Annotated in this window: 15 protein-coding genes; 8 read left to right on the top strand and 7 right to left on the bottom strand. The window is 69.0% G+C overall.

Features of this window, described 5'->3' with window-relative positions; genetic code table 11:
* Positions 1 to 13: 13 nt before the first annotated feature.
* Positions 14 to 2,533 (top strand): FHA domain-containing protein, encoded by a 2,520-nt coding sequence (locus ACWD4G_RS27920; protein ID WP_451298083.1) that lies wholly within the window; start codon positions 14 to 16, stop codon positions 2,531 to 2,533.
* A gap of 85 nt (positions 2,534 to 2,618) precedes the next feature.
* Here ACWD4G_RS27920 and ACWD4G_RS27915 read toward each other — a convergent pair whose 3' ends face one another.
* The 3 genes from ACWD4G_RS27915 to ACWD4G_RS27905 form a co-directional block, all read right to left on the bottom strand.
* A complete protein-coding gene (locus ACWD4G_RS27915; RefSeq protein ID WP_451298081.1) occupies positions 2,619 to 3,308 on the bottom strand; it encodes a transglycosylase SLT domain-containing protein in 690 nt (229 codons plus the stop codon).
* A gap of 298 nt (positions 3,309 to 3,606) precedes the next feature.
* The gene (locus tag ACWD4G_RS27910) at positions 3,607 to 4,704 is read right to left on the bottom strand and encodes an S-adenosylmethionine:tRNA ribosyltransferase-isomerase (protein ID WP_451298079.1); all 1,098 of its coding nucleotides are present in this window, start codon (positions 4,702 to 4,704) and stop codon (positions 3,607 to 3,609) included.
* A complete protein-coding gene (locus ACWD4G_RS27905; protein WP_451298077.1) occupies positions 4,701 to 5,396 on the bottom strand; it encodes an SDR family NAD(P)-dependent oxidoreductase in 696 nt (231 codons plus the stop codon). Before ACWD4G_RS27905 ends, ACWD4G_RS27910 begins: the two co-directional genes overlap by 4 nt.
* A gap of 288 nt (positions 5,397 to 5,684) precedes the next feature.
* On the opposite strand from ACWD4G_RS27905, the gene ACWD4G_RS27900 reads away from it, so the two are divergent.
* The 3 genes from ACWD4G_RS27900 to ACWD4G_RS27890 all read left to right on the top strand — a co-directional run bounded on the left by ACWD4G_RS27900 (position 5,685) and on the right by ACWD4G_RS27890 (position 7,898).
* On the top strand, positions 5,685 to 6,830 hold the full coding sequence (locus tag ACWD4G_RS27900) for a GAF domain-containing sensor histidine kinase (protein WP_451298075.1): 1,146 nt from the start codon (positions 5,685 to 5,687) through the stop codon (positions 6,828 to 6,830).
* Positions 6,823 to 7,464 carry a response regulator gene (locus tag ACWD4G_RS27895; protein WP_451298073.1) on the top strand — a complete coding sequence of 214 codons (642 nt, stop codon included), beginning with the start codon at positions 6,823 to 6,825 and terminating at the stop codon, positions 7,462 to 7,464. Before ACWD4G_RS27900 ends, ACWD4G_RS27895 begins: the two co-directional genes overlap by 8 nt.
* Before the next feature lie 188 nt (positions 7,465 to 7,652).
* Positions 7,653 to 7,898 carry a chaplin gene (locus ACWD4G_RS27890; RefSeq protein WP_451298345.1) on the top strand — a complete coding sequence of 82 codons (246 nt, stop codon included), beginning with the start codon at positions 7,653 to 7,655 and terminating at the stop codon, positions 7,896 to 7,898.
* A gap of 495 nt (positions 7,899 to 8,393) precedes the next feature.
* On the opposite strand, the gene ACWD4G_RS27885 is transcribed toward ACWD4G_RS27890, so the two are convergent.
* Complete coding sequence (locus ACWD4G_RS27885) at positions 8,394 to 9,173, bottom strand: hypothetical protein (protein ID WP_451298071.1); 780 nt, start codon at positions 9,171 to 9,173, stop codon at positions 8,394 to 8,396.
* 151 nt (positions 9,174 to 9,324) lie between these two features.
* On the opposite strand from ACWD4G_RS27885, the gene ACWD4G_RS27880 reads away from it, so the two are divergent.
* From ACWD4G_RS27880 to ACWD4G_RS27870, 3 genes are all read left to right on the top strand, one after another.
* Positions 9,325 to 10,116 carry an ABC transporter ATP-binding protein gene (locus ACWD4G_RS27880; RefSeq protein WP_451298069.1) on the top strand — a complete coding sequence of 264 codons (792 nt, stop codon included), beginning with the start codon at positions 9,325 to 9,327 and terminating at the stop codon, positions 10,114 to 10,116.
* Positions 10,117 to 10,261: 145 nt separating this feature from the next.
* Positions 10,262 to 10,693, top strand: coding sequence for an NfeD family protein (locus ACWD4G_RS27875; protein WP_451298067.1), 432 nt, complete (start codon positions 10,262 to 10,264; stop codon positions 10,691 to 10,693).
* 209 nt (positions 10,694 to 10,902) lie between these two features.
* On the top strand, positions 10,903 to 11,859 hold the full coding sequence (locus ACWD4G_RS27870; protein WP_451298065.1) for an SPFH domain-containing protein: 957 nt from the start codon (positions 10,903 to 10,905) through the stop codon (positions 11,857 to 11,859).
* Between the two features lie 144 nt (positions 11,860 to 12,003).
* On the opposite strand, the gene ACWD4G_RS27865 is transcribed toward ACWD4G_RS27870, so the two are convergent.
* From ACWD4G_RS27865 to ACWD4G_RS27855, 3 genes are all read right to left on the bottom strand, one after another.
* Entirely contained in the window at positions 12,004 to 12,510 is a 507-nt protein-coding gene (locus ACWD4G_RS27865; protein WP_451298063.1) for an HNH endonuclease, read from the bottom strand.
* Positions 12,511 to 12,668: 158 nt separating this feature from the next.
* The gene (locus ACWD4G_RS27860; protein WP_451298061.1) at positions 12,669 to 13,208 is read right to left on the bottom strand and encodes a YbhB/YbcL family Raf kinase inhibitor-like protein; all 540 of its coding nucleotides are present in this window, start codon (positions 13,206 to 13,208) and stop codon (positions 12,669 to 12,671) included.
* Between the two features lie 42 nt (positions 13,209 to 13,250).
* Positions 13,251 to 14,033, bottom strand: coding sequence for a sporulation protein (locus ACWD4G_RS27855; protein WP_451298059.1), 783 nt, complete (start codon positions 14,031 to 14,033; stop codon positions 13,251 to 13,253).
* Positions 14,034 to 14,251: 218 nt separating this feature from the next.
* Between ACWD4G_RS27855 and ACWD4G_RS27850 the strand changes: the two genes are divergently transcribed.
* Positions 14,252 to 14,893 carry a DNA-3-methyladenine glycosylase gene (locus ACWD4G_RS27850; RefSeq protein WP_451298057.1) on the top strand — a complete coding sequence of 214 codons (642 nt, stop codon included), beginning with the start codon at positions 14,252 to 14,254 and terminating at the stop codon, positions 14,891 to 14,893.
* Positions 14,894 to 15,274 lie beyond the last annotated feature (381 nt).

The raw sequence follows: 15,274 nt of genomic DNA, 5'->3' as shown, positions 1-15,274 counted from the left end.
AGTGGGGCATGGAGTGCCTGAACTCGTACTGGAATTCAATGGACAAACCTGGACGCTCGATCCGTCCAGGGCATACACCCTCGGACGAGATCCGCAGGGAGACATCGTGTTCGACGACGCCAGAGTGTCCTGGCGTCACGCCACGATCAGCTTCAGCGGCCGTAGTTGGGTGATCGAGGACCACGGCAGCACCAACGGCACCTTCGTACAGGGCCAGCGAATCCACCAGTTGGAGATCGGCCCGGGCTCCGCCGTGCATCTGGGCAACGCGACCGACGGTCCGAGAGTCAGCCTCTCGGGTGCGGCCGCGGCGGTGGCCCAGCCCCAGCAGCCGTACGCGGCCCAGGGCGCGAGCGCGGGATACGCCGCCCAGCAGGCCCCTCCGCAGCAGCAGGCGCCGCAGGCCGGCTGGCAGCAGCCGCAGCAGGCCCAGGTGCCGCACCAGCAGGGCTATCCGCAGCAGGGCCCCGGTGGTGGCGCGGGGGCGCCGCCGGTCTACGGCGACCGCAGCCCGACCACGTTCCACCAGCTGGCGCTCGGTCGTGTCATGCGCATCGGCCGTGCCCTGGAGAACGAACTGGTGGTCTCCGACCTCCAGGTCTCCCGCAATCACGCCGAGTTCCACGCGACGCCCGACGGCCGCTTCGAGATCCGTGACCTCGGCTCGCACAACGGCACGTTCGTCAACGGTATGCCGATCGCCAAGGGCGGCACGGCCCTCCTCGGCCCGAACGACATCGTCGGTGTCGGTCACTCGACGTTCCGTATCGTCGGCGACCGCCTTGAGGAGTTCGTCGACACCGGTGACGTCTCCTTCTCGGCCCGTCATCTGACGGTCACCGTCGACGGCGGCAAGCAGATCCTCAAGGACGTCTCCTTCGGCGTCCCGGAGAAGTCGCTGATCGCGGTCATCGGCCCGTCCGGTTCCGGCAAGTCCACCCTGCTCAAGGCACTCACGGGCTACCGCCCCGCCAACCAGGGCGACGTCCTCTACGACAACCGGAACCTGTACAAGCAGTTCGCCGAGCTGCGCCAGCGCATCGGTCTGGTCCCGCAGGACGACATCCTGCACAAGGAGCTGACCGTCAAGAAGGCCCTCAAGTACGCGGCCAAGCTCCGCTTCCCCGCCGACACCACGGCGCAGGAGCGCGAGGCCCGGATCGACGAGGTGCTGCGCGAGCTGAAGCTGGACATCCACAAGGAGAAGAAGGTCACCTCCCTCTCCGGTGGCCAGCGCAAGCGTGTCTCCGTGGCCCTGGAGCTGCTCACCAAGCCGTCGCTGATCTTCCTGGACGAGCCCACATCGGGCCTCGACCCGGGCATGGACCGCGATGTCATGCAGCTGCTGCGCGGCCTCGCCGACGACGGCCGCACGGTCCTCGTGGTCACCCACTCGGTGGCCGAGCTGGCGATCTGCGACAAGCTCCTGGTGATGGCGCCCGGCGGTTCGGTGGCGTACTTCGGTCCGCCCGAGGAGGCCCTGAACTTCTTCGGCTACGAGACCTGGGCCGATGTCTTCTCCGCCTTCGAGAACTACCGCGACTACGACTGGGCGGGCCGCTGGAAGGGCTCGCAGCACTACCAGATGTACGCGGCCGACATCGACGCCGTCGCCCCGCAGTCGGTGCACATGCCGCCGCCGCAGTCGATGCGCCCGCCGAAGCCGCAGGGCTGGTTCTCGCAGCTCGGCACGCTGGTCAAGCGCTATCTCTCGGTCATCGTCTCCGACAAGGGCTTCCTGGCGCTGACGGTGATCCTGCCGGCCGTGCTCGGTGCGGTCAGCCTGCTCATCGACCCGGACAAGGACCTGCTGGTCAGGAAGCTGAACCCGGCGACGGGCATGCCCATCCCGAACGGCACGGCCACCACGGTGCTGCTGATCCTCGCGGTCGGCGCCTGTTTCGCGGGCGCCGCCAACTCCGTACGTGAGCTGATCAAGGAACGGGTGATCTACGAACGCGAGCGGGCGACCGGCCTGTCGCGCTCGGCGTACCTGATGTCCAAGGTCATCGTCCTCGGCACGGTCACCGTGCTCCAGGGCCTCATGGTCGGCGCGATCGGCTTCGCCAGTCGGACGATTCCCGAGGATGGCCTGATCTTCGGCGACGGCAAGTTCGCCGTCATGCTCGAAATGTCCATCCCGATCATGGGGCTCGGCTTCACCTCGATGATGTTCGGCCTGGTCATCTCCTCGCTGGTGAAGACCGCCGAGAAGACCATGCCGCTGCTGGTGATGTTCGCGATCATCCAGGTCGTCTTCACCGGCTGTCTGTTCGCCCTGCACGGCAGCCCCGGCGTCAACGAGTTCTCGTATCTGATGCCGTCCCGCTGGGCGGTCGCCGCCGCCGGCGCCACGCTGGACTTCAACAACATCAGCCCGCCCAAGGAGAAGGGCGACACCGACCCGCTGTGGGACCACACGGCCGGTGTCTACAGCTTCGACATGGTCGCCCTCATCCTGCTGGGTGTGGTCTGCGGCTTCCTCGTGGCCCGTTTCCTGCGCCGCCACGAGCCGGAGGTCATGCGCAAGTAGCCCTCACCGGCACACGGCGCCTTCAGGGCACACGAAGGGCGGCACCCCGAGCAAGGGGTGCCGCCCTTCGGCGTATCCGTATGCGTCAGTACGCGCTGTTGACGTTGTCGATCGACCCGTAGCGGTCGGCGGCGTAGTTCGCGGCGGCCGTGATGTTGGCGACCGGGTCGTACTGGCTCCAGGCCGTGCCCGGGACGTGGTACGCGTCGAAGGTCGGCTTGATGACCTGGAGCAGACCGATCGACGGAACACCGTTCTGGGCGTTGATGTCCCAGTTGTTGATGGCGTTCGGGTTGCCCGAGGACTCCCGCATGATGTTCTTGTGCAGGCCGTTGTAGGTGCCCGGGATCTTGTGCTTCTTCATGATGTCGAGCGCCTCGCGAATCCAGCCGTCGAGGTTGTTCGGGTACGACTTGACGGCGGCGGCCTTCAGCTTGGCGCGCGCGGCGGCACGGCTCGCGGCCTGCTTCTTGGCGCGCTCCGCGGCGGCCTTCTTCTTCGCGGCGGCGGCCGCCTTCTTCTTTGCGGCCTCGGCGGCGGCCTTCTTCTCGGCCGCGGTCACCTGCGCGGTGAGGCTCGCCTTCGCCTCCTTGGCCGCGCTCTGCTCGAACGCCACCGGCGCCGCGGACACCGTCTTCGTGGCGGTCTGAGCCTCGGCCGGCACCAGCGAGAACGCGAGGGCGGCGGCGCCCACGGCGGCGGCCCCGGCGAGCGAGAGCTTGTGGACCTTGCGCAGCGCGAGACTGTGACCGGGGGTATTGGCGTTCTTGGGCATGGGTGAAGGACCTCTTCGAATAGCTCGGAGGTCGCTCTCTGGCCGGGTGGGGACAGGTTCTTCCAGCGCAAACGGCGCGGGAGATGACCCGCGGCGCCGAGCGACGGCAGCCATTCTTAGCGGTCGCAAAATTCCGTGGCAAAGGTGTGACGTACGATCCCGGGTAGTTGAGCGGGAAGCGGCAAAATAGGACAGATCAACCCGTCTCTCCCGCTCATGCCGCCCTTATCCATCTCCTAGGAGACTTCGTACGTGATGTGCGCCCTATGGGAGGGCTCACACGGGCCGGCCGCCCGTCTTACGGGCAGTTGCTGGCGCAATGCTCTGTGTGAGGTGTCTCCCCGGGCAGGATGAGATGCGCGTCCCCGAACTCGTGCCACAGGTACCGCCCCCCGATCGCCGCCTCGTACGCGCGGTCGAGCGCCGCCCGTCCCGCGATCGCCTCCAGCATCAGCAGATGCGACGCCTCCGGCTCATGCAGCCCGGTCACCAGCCCGTCGACGACCCGCACCCCCCGCTCCGGAGTCACCACCAGATCCGTCCACCCCGCACGCGCGCGTACGACCCCGTCCGGCCCGGCGGCCGACTCCACGGCCCGCACAGCGGTCGTCCCCACGGCCACGACCCGCCCGTCTCCCGCCTTCACCGCATTGATCAACCGAGCCGAAGCCTCCGGCACCGCGAACCGCTCCGGATACGGCGGCTCGTGCGCCTCCGCCGACGCCACCCCCGTGTGCAGCGTCACCGGCGCGAACTGCACCCCCCGGCTCACCAGCTCCGCCACCAGCCGCGCGGTGAACGGCCGCGCCGCACTCGGCATCTCAGCGCTGCCCGCGCCATCGGCCGACGACAGCGCGAACACCGTCTGATACACGGACAACGGCTGATCCCGCTCCGTGTACGCGTACCGAATGGGCCGCCCGTGCTCCCCGAACATCCCGATGACATCGGGATCATCCGCCGAGGACACCCGCGCCCACCACAACCGCTCACCCCGGGCACTCAGCGGCTCCTCCAGGACCAGCCGTACGCCCCCGGAGAGCCGCACCTCCGCCCCCGCCGGTCCTCCCGCACGCGCGCGTGTGGTGCCCCGGCCGTCCGGGTCCCGCAGCTCCACGGCCCATCGCCCGTCGTCGCCCCGCGTGGAGAAATGCACCACCACGCGCGCGTGCCCGATCACCCCGTCCACGGCCGCCGCCAGCGTCGGCGAGGTGTTCACCACGAGCAGATCACCGGCCCGCAGCAGCCGAGGCAGCTCCCTGAACCCGTGGTGCGACACCTCCGTACCGCGCGACACCAGCAGCCGTACGGAGTCCCGGTCGAGCCCCGGCCCGCGCTGCTCGACCGGCACACGCGCGTGCAACCCCTCCGGCACCCGTACGGTCGCCGTCGTCATCGCACCTCCAGCAGGGACGGCGCCCCGTAGCGGCCACTGGCCGGCCGCTCGTCGATCAACCGCAGAAAGGCCGGAACCACACTCTCCGGGCTCGGCCGCGGATCGTCGTCGTCCGGTACGGCCGCCGCGTACAGATCCGTGCCCATGTCCCCGGGATCGACCGCCCACACCCGCAGACCCGGCTCCTCCGCGCCCAGCACCGCCGACAAATGGTCCAGCGCCGCCTTGGAGGCCCCGTAGCCGCCCCACGTCTCGTACGCCTCGGCCGCCGCGTCCGAGCTGACATCGATCACCGCGCCCGCCCCCGAGGCCCGCAACAGTGGCAGCGCCTCCTGGACCAGCCCCAGCGCCGCCACCACATTGACCTCCAGGGCCCGCCGCAGCCCGTCCAGCGACAGCCCCTCCAGCCGTACGAGCGGCTCGGCGCCCAGCGCGGACGCGTTGTTCACCAGCAGATCGACCCCGCCCAGCGCACGCGCCGCCGCCACCAGCTCCGCCCGGTGCCCGGCGTCCGTGACATCCCCCGGCAGCGCCTCGACCCGCGTCCCGTACGCCGACAGCTCCTCGGCCGTCTCGCGCAGCACCACCCCGGTCCTGGCGTCCAGCACCAGATCCCAGCCGCGCTCCGCCAGGGCCGCGCCGAGCGCCCGCCCCAGCCCCTTCGAAGCCCCCGTGATGATCGCTACCGGCATGGCATACGTCCCCTCGTCCCGGCCGCCGACCGGTGTGACCGGCGGTGATCTCAACGTAGGAACGCCACCCTCCCGACCGCCTCGTACGCGGGTCGTGACCCACCGGGGCCCTTCGCCCTAGGCCCAAACGCCCGGCCCCACGGCCCCGGACCGACGGACACGCGACCCGAGCCCTAGGGCAGCGGTCCGGGGCCCAGGTCCTACGTCCCCCGCCCTAGATCCGGCGGCCCGGACGCGCACGTCAGCGGTCCGATCCGTGTTGTCGGACCCCGCCGGTACGGTGAGTTCATGAGTCAAGGTCCCCGGTCCGGCCTGGCGGCGGTGAGCGCCGCGCTGCTGGCCATGAGCAGACACCTGGAGGTGCGCGATGTCCTCAAGACGATCGTCGCCTCCGCCCGTGAGCTGCTCGACGCGGAGTACGCGGCCCTCGGCGTCCCCGACGACCACGGCGGCTTCGCCCAGTTCGTCGTCGACGGAGTCAGCGACGCCCAGTGGAAGGCCATCGGCCCCCTCCCGCGCCAGCACGGCATCCTTGCCGCCATGCTCCACGAGGCCACCCCCGAGCGCCTGGCCGACGTCCGCAAGGACCCCCGCTTCGAGGGCTGGCCCAGCGCCCACCCCGACCTGATCGACTTCCTCGGCCTGCCCATCCGCGACGGCGACGAGGTCATCGGCGCCCTCTTCCTCGCCAACAAACGCTGCCCCAAGCCCGACGGCGGCTGCGGCTTCACCGAGGAGGACGAGGCACTGCTGTCGATCCTCGCCCAGCACGCCGCGATCGCCCTGACCAACGCCCGCCTCTACGAGCGCAGCCGCGAACTCACCATCGCCGAGGAGCGCTCCCGGCTCGCCCACGAACTGCACGACGCCGTCAACCAGAAGCTCTTCTCCCTGCGCCTGACCGCCCAGGCCGCCGCCGCCCTCGTCGACCGCGATCCCACACGCGCCAAGGGCGAGCTCCAGCAGGTCGCCGCCCTCGCCGCCGAGGCCGCCGACGAACTGCGCGCGGCCGTCGTCGAACTGCGCCCCGCCGGTCTCGACGAGGACGGCCTGATCGCCACGCTGCGCACCCAGATCCAGGTCCTGGACCGCGCCCACACCGCCCGCGTCACCTTCGCCGGACGCGGCGTGCGCGCCCTGCCCGCCGCCCAGGAGGAGGCCATGCTGCGCGTCGCCCAGGAGGCCCTGCACAACGCCTTGCGCCACTCCGGCGCCGAACACGTCGACGTCGCCCTCGACCGCCGGGGCACCGGAGCCGTCCTCCGCGTCACCGACGACGGCACCGGCTTCGACCCCCAGGCGATACGCCGCGCCGGACGCCATCTCGGCCTGGTCTCCATGCGCGACCGGGCCAGCGGGGTCGGCGGCACCCTGACCGTGGAATCGGCGCCCGGAAAGGGCACCACGATCGAGATGGAGGTCCCCGGTGGCTGACGCAATCAAGGTGCTCCTCGTCGACGACCACCAGGTGGTCCGCCGGGGCCTGCGCACCTTCCTGGAGGTGCAGGACGACATCGAGGTCGTGGGCGAGGCCGCCGACGGCGCCGAAGGGGTCGCCCGAGCCGAGGAACTGAAGCCGGACGTCGTCCTCATGGACGTCAAGATGCCCGTCATGGACGGCGTCGAGGCCCTCCGCAGACTCCGCGAACTCGACAACCCCGCGCGCGTGCTCATCGTCACCAGCTTCACCGAGCAGCGCACGGTCGTCCCCGCCCTGCGCGCCGGAGCCGCCGGATACGTCTACAAGGACGTCGACCCCGACGCCCTCGCCGGCGCCATCCGCTCCGTGCACGCCGGCCACATCCTCCTCCAGCCGGAGGTCGCCGGTGCCCTGCTGTCCCAGGAGGAGGCCAACTCCGGGCAGGGGAGAGGCAGTTCACTCACCGAGCGAGAGCGCGAGGTGCTCGGCCTGATCGCCGACGGCCGCTCCAACCGAGAGATAGCCCGAGCACTTGTCCTCTCTGAGAAGACGGTCAAGACCCACGTCTCCAACATCCTCATGAAGCTCGACCTCGCCGACCGCACCCAGGCAGCGCTCTGGGCGGTACGCCACGGTGTGACCGGATGACGGGCCCGTCCGCCCGTGCGACCGTCGGCGAGGTCCGCCCGTACGGCAATCCGGAAGGTCCCCCTCCGGGCTGAGATTCATACTGTCGGGTGTATGTCCCCCGGATGGCGCATCCTCGCCGGATGCCCCGCGTTCTTCAGAGCGTGCTGCGCGCGACCGCCGCAGTGATCGTAACGAAGGGCTATGAAGTGAAGAACGTCAAGAAGGCCGCCGCTGTCACGATGGTGGCCGGTGGCCTCGTCGCCGCCGGTGCCGGTATGGCCGCCGCCCACGGCGGCGCCCACGCGGACGGCAAGGCGCTCAACTCGCCGGGCGTCGTCTCGGGCAACGTCATCCAGGCCCCGGTCCACGTCCCCGTGAACGCGGTCGGCAACAGCGTCAGCGTCGTCGGCATCCTGAACCCGGCCTTCGGCAACCTGGGCGTCAACCACTGACATCCCCGGCCCACCAGTGACCACCGGCCTTCCAGCAACTCCTGGAAGGCCGGTCAGGTTTTCCCCCGGCTCCACTCAGCCGCAGGCAGCCGCAGCCGTCGTAGCTGCGGGCAGTCGTGCCGCTGGGGCGAGGCCCACCCGGCAGTCGTCGTGGTTGCGGTTCGTGCTGCCGGTGCGGCTGTCCCCCAGTAGTCCCCACAGCTGCGGGCAGTCGTGCCGCTGGGGCGAGGCCCACCCGGCAGTCGTCGTAGCTGCGGTTCGTGCTGCCGGTGCGGCTGTCCACCCAGCAGTCCCCACAGCTGCGGGCAGTCGTGCCGCTGGGGCGGCACGGGTGGGCGCAGCGGCACCCTGTCAGCGCCGGTAAGCGAAACCCACCCCCGCCCAGCCCCAGCCGCCGGGTAACGACGCAACAGGGGTCACCGCACCCCCGCCCGGCCAACCCGCCGGGCAACACCGGACCAGGGGCCCGGCGCACCCACCCAAAGCGGCGCCCGCCTACCGCTCCCGCTCCTCCACAACGGAGTTGTACGCAGCCACCTGCGCCCTCCGAGCCGTCCGCTCCACCGGCCGCAACGCACCCGCCCGCGAGGCCATCTCGGAGGCGCTGACGGCCCCACCGTGCCCGTTCTCGTACGCCACGGCGATCAACACCCCCACCCGCTGCGCCAGCTCCAACACCCGCACCGCCCGCGGCGGATACCCCGGCGCCAACACCTCACGCCCCCGCTCGGCCCGCGCCCGATACGCGTCGATGGCCGCCTCCGCCACCGGCCCCGAAGCCGCCACGTCCAACCGCGACAACACCGCCGTCGCCTCCCGCAGCGCCTCCGCCAACTCCCGCTCGGCCTCCCCGAGCGACGGCACATCGGCGGGCGGCGCCTCCCGAACCTCCAGACAGTGCCAGACCACCTCGACATGCTCGTCCCCGACGGGCCCGACCGAGTACACCTCCGGCACCAGCCCCAGCGCACCCCCGTGGCAGATCACCGCCTCCTCCGCCTCCAGCGCCCGCTTGTTGAACTCCGGCGGCCCGCTCAGCCCCAACGGATGCCCCGGCGCCGGCAACGCCACCCGGAACCCGGTCACCCCGAGCCCCCGCAACCGCCCGAGCGCGAGCGTCAGCCCGACGGGCCCCGACTCCCCGGGCAACCCCTCCACCCGATGCCGAGCGTCCTCCCCGACAATCGCGAGCACCGCGTCATCCGGCGAGACAAGTCCGGCAAGAAGGGCATTTCCCCAAGCGGCAAGGCGTCCTGAACGTGGTTCCGAGAGCATGCCCCCACCCTAAGGACCGACCGATGGAATGGAGGGCCCGACCGGTGGCGTAGATTTCCCTGAGGGCTGCGCCCACTCGGCGGTGGCTCCAAACCACAGGCGTACGCGACAGCCGAGACAGGCCGACACTGCAAGGGGAGACAGCGCGCTCATGAGCGATGTTCTGGAGCTGGAGGACGTATCCGTGGTCCGCGAGGGCCGGGCTCTCGTGGACCAGGTCTCCTGGTCGGTCAAGGAGGGCGAGCGCTGGGCCATCCTCGGCCCCAACGGCGCCGGCAAGACCACCCTCCTCAACGTCGCCTCCAGCTACCTCTTCCCCAGCAAGGGCACCGCCACCATCCTCGGCGACACCCTCGGCCAGGTCGACGTCTTCGACCTGCGCCCCCGCATCGGCATGGCCGGCATCGCCATGGCCGAGAAGCTCCCCAAGCGCCAGACCGTCCTGCAGACCGTGCTGACCGCCGCGTACGGCATGACGGCCACCTGGAACGAGGACTACGAGGAGATCGACGAGCAGCGCGCCCGCGCCTTCCTCGACCGGCTCGGTATGACCGAGTACGTCGACCGCAAATTCGGCACCCTCTCCGAGGGCGAGCGCAAGCGCACCCTGATCGCCCGCGCCCTGATGTCCGACCCCGAGCTGCTCCTGCTCGACGAGCCCGCCGCCGGCCTCGACCTCGGCGGCCGCGAGGACCTCGTACGCCGTCTCGGCCGCCTCGCCCGCGACCCCATCGCCCCCTCCATGATCATGGTCACGCACCATGTCGAGGAGATCCCCCCGGGCTTCACCCACGTCCTGATGATCCGCCAGGGCAAGGTCCTCACCGCGGGCCCGCTGGAGCTGGAGCTGACCTCCCGCAACCTCTCCCTCTGCTTCGGCCTCCCTCTCGTCGTCGAGCAGAGCGACGACCGCTGGACCGCCCGCGGACTGCCCCTCACCTGACCTCCAACTTCTCCCCCTCTCCCGCCAGTCGGACGCCCCGGCTCCACAACCCGGCCGGGGCGCACCGGACTTGGCGACCCTCATACGTGATCTTTGTCCCCGCGCACCCTGTCGGAGGGCCGGTCGCGGACCTACCATTGCCCCTGTGGACAGCATCGACGCATGGGTGTGGTGGCTGATCGGCGCAACCGGGCTCGGTATCGCCCTCGTCGTGACCGCGATGCCGGAACTGGGCATGCTCGCCCTGGGCGCCGTCGCCGGCGCCGTGACCGCGGGGCTGGGCGGCGGTGTCGTACTCCAGGTGATCGTCTTCACCGTCGTCTCCGTCGCCCTCATCGCCGTCGTACGGCCCGTCGCGGCCCGCCACAGATCCTCACGCCCCCAACTCGCCACCGGCGTCGACGCCTTGAAAGGCAAACACGCCGTGGTCCTGGAGCGGGTCGACGGATCGGGCGGCCGTATCAAGCTGGCCGGCGAGGTCTGGTCCGCCCGCGCCCTCGACACCGCACAGACCTACGAAGTGGGCCAGGAAGTGGACGTCGTGGAGATCGAGGGGGCCACTGCGATCGTCATGTGACGCTTACGACTCCCACGACCGACCCTGCACAACCGACTTCGCGTGACTGACCTCGAACGACGTGGTCACGACGTGATGACGCTATGAACTGAACGACCCACCTGGCAGGCGCTGTTCTGCCAGACTCGACGAGCAAGATCTTCAACATCCAATCGGGCATAAGATCTTTTCGGAAGCGCCGACGCGGAGAAGGGCACGGGGAACACACGATGGGACCGGTCGTCATCGTCCTGATCATTCTGGTGGTGTTGGTCTTCATCGCCCTGATCAAGACCATCCAGGTCATCCCACAGGCCAGCGCCGCCATCGTCGAGCGCTTCGGCCGCTACACGCGGACACTCAACGCGGGCCTCAACATCGTGGTCCCGTTCATCGACACCATCCGTAACCGCATCGACCTGCGCGAACAGGTCGTACCGTTCCCGCCGCAGCCGGTGATCACCCAGGACAACCTGGTCGTGAACATCGACACGGTGATCTACTACCAGGTCACGGACGCCCGCGCGGCCACCTACGAGGTCGCCAGCTACATCCAGGCCATCGAGCAGCTCACGGTCACCACCCTCCGCAACATCATCGGCGGCATGGACCTGGAGCGCACCCTCACCTCCCGCGAGGAGATCAACGCGGCCCTGCGCGGCGTCCTCGACGAGGCCACCGGCAAATGGGGCATCCGTGTCAACCGCGTCGAGCTGAAGGCGATCGAGCCCCCGACCTCCATCCAGGACTCGATGGAGAAGCAGATGCGCGCCGACCGTGACAAGCGCGCCGCGATCCTCACCGCCGAAGGTACGCGCCAGGCCGCCATCCTCACCGCGGAGGGCGAGAAGCAGTCCCAGATCCTCCGCGCCGAGGGTGAGGCCAAGGCCGCCGCCCTGCGCGCCGAAGGTGAGGCCCAGGCCGTCCGTACGGTCTTCGAGGCCATCCACGCCGGAGACCCGGACCAGAAGCTTCTCAGCTACCAGTACCTCCAGATGCTCCCGAAGATCGCCGAGGGCGACGCCAACAAGCTCTGGATCGTCCCCAGCGAAATCGGCGACGCCCTCAAGGGCCTCTCCGGAGCCATGGGCAACTTCGGCGCCATGGGCGGCACCACCCCCAGCGTCCCGTCCCCGAAGAACGGCAACGACCCATCGGACCGCCGAGAGAGGCCGTCGATCGACTAGCAACAAATGGGGCCCGCCTTCATGACGAAGGCGGGCCCCAACTTACTCAGGGGCGCGGGGCTGTGTTGAATATGCGGCTTCGCCGCGTGGGCGCGACCAGCCACACTCAGCCCGCACCCCGCACCGGACAGTTGCCCAACGGCGCTACGCGGCTTTCTGCGACAACCACCCCGGAAGCGCATCAAAGTCCTCATGCCCCAAAGACAAAAGCATCGCATCAGCCGGAGTCGGCTCAAACGGCTGCCGAAGCAACGGCATCCCTGCCTGCTCCGGAGTCCGGTCCGCCTTACGGTGATTGTCCTCGGCACACGAAGCCACCGTGTTCAACCACGTGTCCCCACCACCCCGAGACCGAGGCACCACATGGTCCACAGTGGTCGCCCGGCGGCCGCAGTAAGCGCACCTGTGCCGGTCCCGTACCAGCACACCCCGCCTCGACCACGGCGCTTGTCTTCGGAACGGCACTCGTACATACCTGCACAGCCTGATCACCCGGGGCGCCGGTATATCGACCGCGGCTCCGCGCATACGCAACTCAGGGTGGGTCTGCTCGACAACCGCCTTGTCCTGCAGCACCAGAACGACGGCTCGGTTGAGCGTCACCGTCGACAGCGGCTCGAAGCTCGCGTTCAGTACCAGCGTGTCCCGCATCCCCGCCCACCTCCTGTGCACCGGCCCATCCCCCGGCGGGCTGGGCTTGGATCAACTCTGGCCGGGCACGCCGAGATGGACAACGCAATAAAAAATGCCCGCCCCTGATCACTTCCATGACCAGAGACGGGCAAACGTTCAATGAACGTCCGGCTTCGTTACTTTTCCGCGACCGCCGCGTACTCACCGATGAGTTGAGCGCGCGCCAGGGTGTGGAACCGCAGATTGAAACCGACAACGGCGGGCGAAGCATCGGAATCCGGACCGAGCTTCTCCTGGTCCACGGCGTACACGGTGAAGACATAGCGGTGCGCCGGGTCCCCGGGCGGCGGCGCGGCACCACCGAAGTCCTTCGTCCCGTAGTCGTTGCGCGCATGCACGACGCCCTCGGGCAGCCCCTCGAACTTCCCCGAGCCCGCACCCGTCGGCAGCTCCGTCACGGACGCCGGGATGTCGAACAGCACCCAGTGCCAGAACCCGCTCCCCGTGGGGGCGTCGGGGTCGTAGCAGGTCACGGCGAAGCTCTTGGTCTGCGGCGGGAAACCCTCCCAGCGCAGCTGCGGCGAGGTGTTCCCCTCCGCGTAGACCTGAGCGTCCTTAAGCGTCGCGCCCGGCCGGACCTCCTCGCTCGTGACCGTGAACGACGGCACGACCGGAAGGAAATCATGGGGGAGCGGCGGCCTCTTCGGCTCGGTCACCTCGGTACCTCCTGATGGGTCTGGGGTTGGTCTCCTCAGAGCCTAGAACCAGCTGCGCTTGCTGCCGACCTCCGACAGCCACTGGTTCAGATATGCCGCCCAGTCGGTGCCCTGGTAGTCGTGCAGCCCCACCTTGAACGCGCGGAACGAGTCACTGCCCTCGCTGAACAGACCGGGCTTCTTGTCCATCTCCAGCACGACATCCATCTCGCGCTCATCGGCGACGAAGCTCAACTCGACCTGGTTCAGCCCGTGGTACTGCTGGGGCGGGAAGAACTCGATCTCCTGGTAGAACGGCAGCTTCTGCCGCGTACCGCGAATGTGACCGCGCTCCATGTCCGCGTTCTTGAAACGGAAGCCCAGCTGGACGAAGGCGTCCAGGATCGCCTGCTGCGCCGGCAGCGGGTGCACATTGATCGGGTCCAGGTCACCGGAGTCGACCGCACGAGCGATCTCCAGCTCGGTGGTCACACCGATGTGCATCCCCGGCAGGGTCTGCCCCTGGATCGTGGTGACCGGCGTCTCCCAGGGAATCTCCAGCCCGAACGGCACCACGTGAACGGCCTCGGCCTTCAGCTCGAAGGCACCACCGAGCCGCTGCTTGGTGAACTCGATGTCCTGCTTGTACTCGGCGTCCTGGCCCTCGACCTCGACCTTGGCCTGCAGCCCGACCGAGAGCGCCTCGATCTGCTGGTCCACGGAGCCGCCCTGAATGCGCACCTCACCCTGGACGACACCACCCGGGACGACATTGACCTCCGTCAACACCGTCTCGACCGAAGCGCCACCGGCCCCCAGGCTCGCGAGCAGCCGCTTGAACCCCATAACTGTTCCTCCCGTCAGGCAACGCCTGTCTATCTGTGTGGCTCTGTCTGTCTTGTGTGTGGTGCTTGTTGTGTGTGGTGTGGATCGCGCCGTGGCGTGAATCCTTGATCCCTACAAACGCAAACCGGCGGTGGCCGGTTCCGCGCCCTCAGCCTTCCAACGAGGACGCCTCCTCGCCACCCGTCGACCCGCACCCGTCTGGACTACCCTCGTACGCCATGATCGCGAGCCCCGACCGTACGCCCCTCGCCCGGGAGTTCTTCGACCGCCCCGTCCTGGAGGTCGCCCCCGACCTCCTGGGCCGCGTCCTCGTACGCCACACCCCCGACGGTCCGATCGAACTCCGCCTCACAGAGGTGGAGGCATACGACGGCGCGAACGACCCCGGCTCACATGCCTATCGCGGTCGCACGGCCCGCAACGGCGTGATGTTCGGTCCGCCCGGACATGTGTACGTCTACTTCACCTACGGCATGTGGCACTGCATGAATCTGGTGTGCGGCCCGGAAGGCCGCGCGAGCGCGGTGCTGCTCCGCGCCGGCGAGATCACCGAGGGCGCCGAGCTCGCCCGCAAACGTCGAATCTCGGCCCGAAATGACAAGGAACTGGCCAAAGGCCCCGCACGCCTGGCCACCGCCCTGGATGTGGACCGAGCCCTGGACGGCACCGACGTCTGCACCTCGGACGCCTCACCGCTGACTGTCCTCACCGGTACGCCCGTCACCCCTGACCAGGTACTCAACGGCCCCCGTACCGGCGTGGCCGGAGACGGCGGAGTCCACCCCTGGCGCTTCTGGGTCGCGGGCGACCCCACCGTGAGCCCCTATCGGGCCCATGTCCCCCGCCGACGCTCAACTTGACTAGCCTCTGGGCGATCCGTAACGTAGCCCGAGCCGCTTGAGCCGGTACGGCGATCAGCCACCATCCGAAAGCGGCGAACCCACTACCTACGACAACCCCTCAGCGGGGGCGCATTAGGCGTGCCCTAATTCAAGCCCGCACCACTCAATTATGAGTTCCCGAGGGAATCGGCTAACGTAGTGAATGTCGAAAGGCCGCGAGGGAAACCGAGAGGCCCAAGGCAAATCCCACCGACTGGGAATCGGATCGGAAAACGATCTGATAGAGTCGGAAACGCAAGATAGCAAGACCGAAGGGAAGCGCCCGGAGGAAAGCCGAGACGAGAGTCTGGGTGAGTACGAAGGAAGCGTCCGTTCCTTGAGAACTCAACAGCGTGCCAA

This window comes from Streptomyces sp. NPDC002643 (assembly GCF_053592555.1).
This window is presented reverse-complemented; position numbering and strand designations above follow the sequence as displayed.

Excerpts from the sequence above, each read along its gene's own strand:
- ACWD4G_RS27915 (WP_451298081.1), bottom strand. The coding sequence starts at position 3,308 with ATGCCCAAGAACGCCAATACCCCCGGTCACAGTCTCGCGCTGCGCAAG.
- ACWD4G_RS27910 (WP_451298079.1), bottom strand. The coding sequence starts at position 4,704 with ATGACGACGGCGACCGTACGGGTGCCGGAGGGGTTGCACGCGCGTGTG.
- ACWD4G_RS27905 (WP_451298077.1), bottom strand. The coding sequence starts at position 5,396 with ATGCCGGTAGCGATCATCACGGGGGCTTCGAAGGGGCTGGGGCGGGCG.
- ACWD4G_RS27900 (WP_451298075.1), top strand. The coding sequence starts at position 5,685 with ATGAGTCAAGGTCCCCGGTCCGGCCTGGCGGCGGTGAGCGCCGCGCTG.
- ACWD4G_RS27885 (WP_451298071.1), bottom strand. The coding sequence starts at position 9,173 with ATGCTCTCGGAACCACGTTCAGGACGCCTTGCCGCTTGGGGAAATGCC.
- ACWD4G_RS27880 (WP_451298069.1), top strand. The coding sequence starts at position 9,325 with ATGAGCGATGTTCTGGAGCTGGAGGACGTATCCGTGGTCCGCGAGGGC.
- ACWD4G_RS27870 (WP_451298065.1), top strand. The coding sequence starts at position 10,903 with ATGGGACCGGTCGTCATCGTCCTGATCATTCTGGTGGTGTTGGTCTTC.
- ACWD4G_RS27865 (WP_451298063.1), bottom strand. The coding sequence starts at position 12,510 with ATGCGGGACACGCTGGTACTGAACGCGAGCTTCGAGCCGCTGTCGACG.
- ACWD4G_RS27855 (WP_451298059.1), bottom strand. The coding sequence starts at position 14,033 with ATGGGGTTCAAGCGGCTGCTCGCGAGCCTGGGGGCCGGTGGCGCTTCG.
- ACWD4G_RS27850 (WP_451298057.1), top strand. The coding sequence starts at position 14,252 with ATGATCGCGAGCCCCGACCGTACGCCCCTCGCCCGGGAGTTCTTCGAC.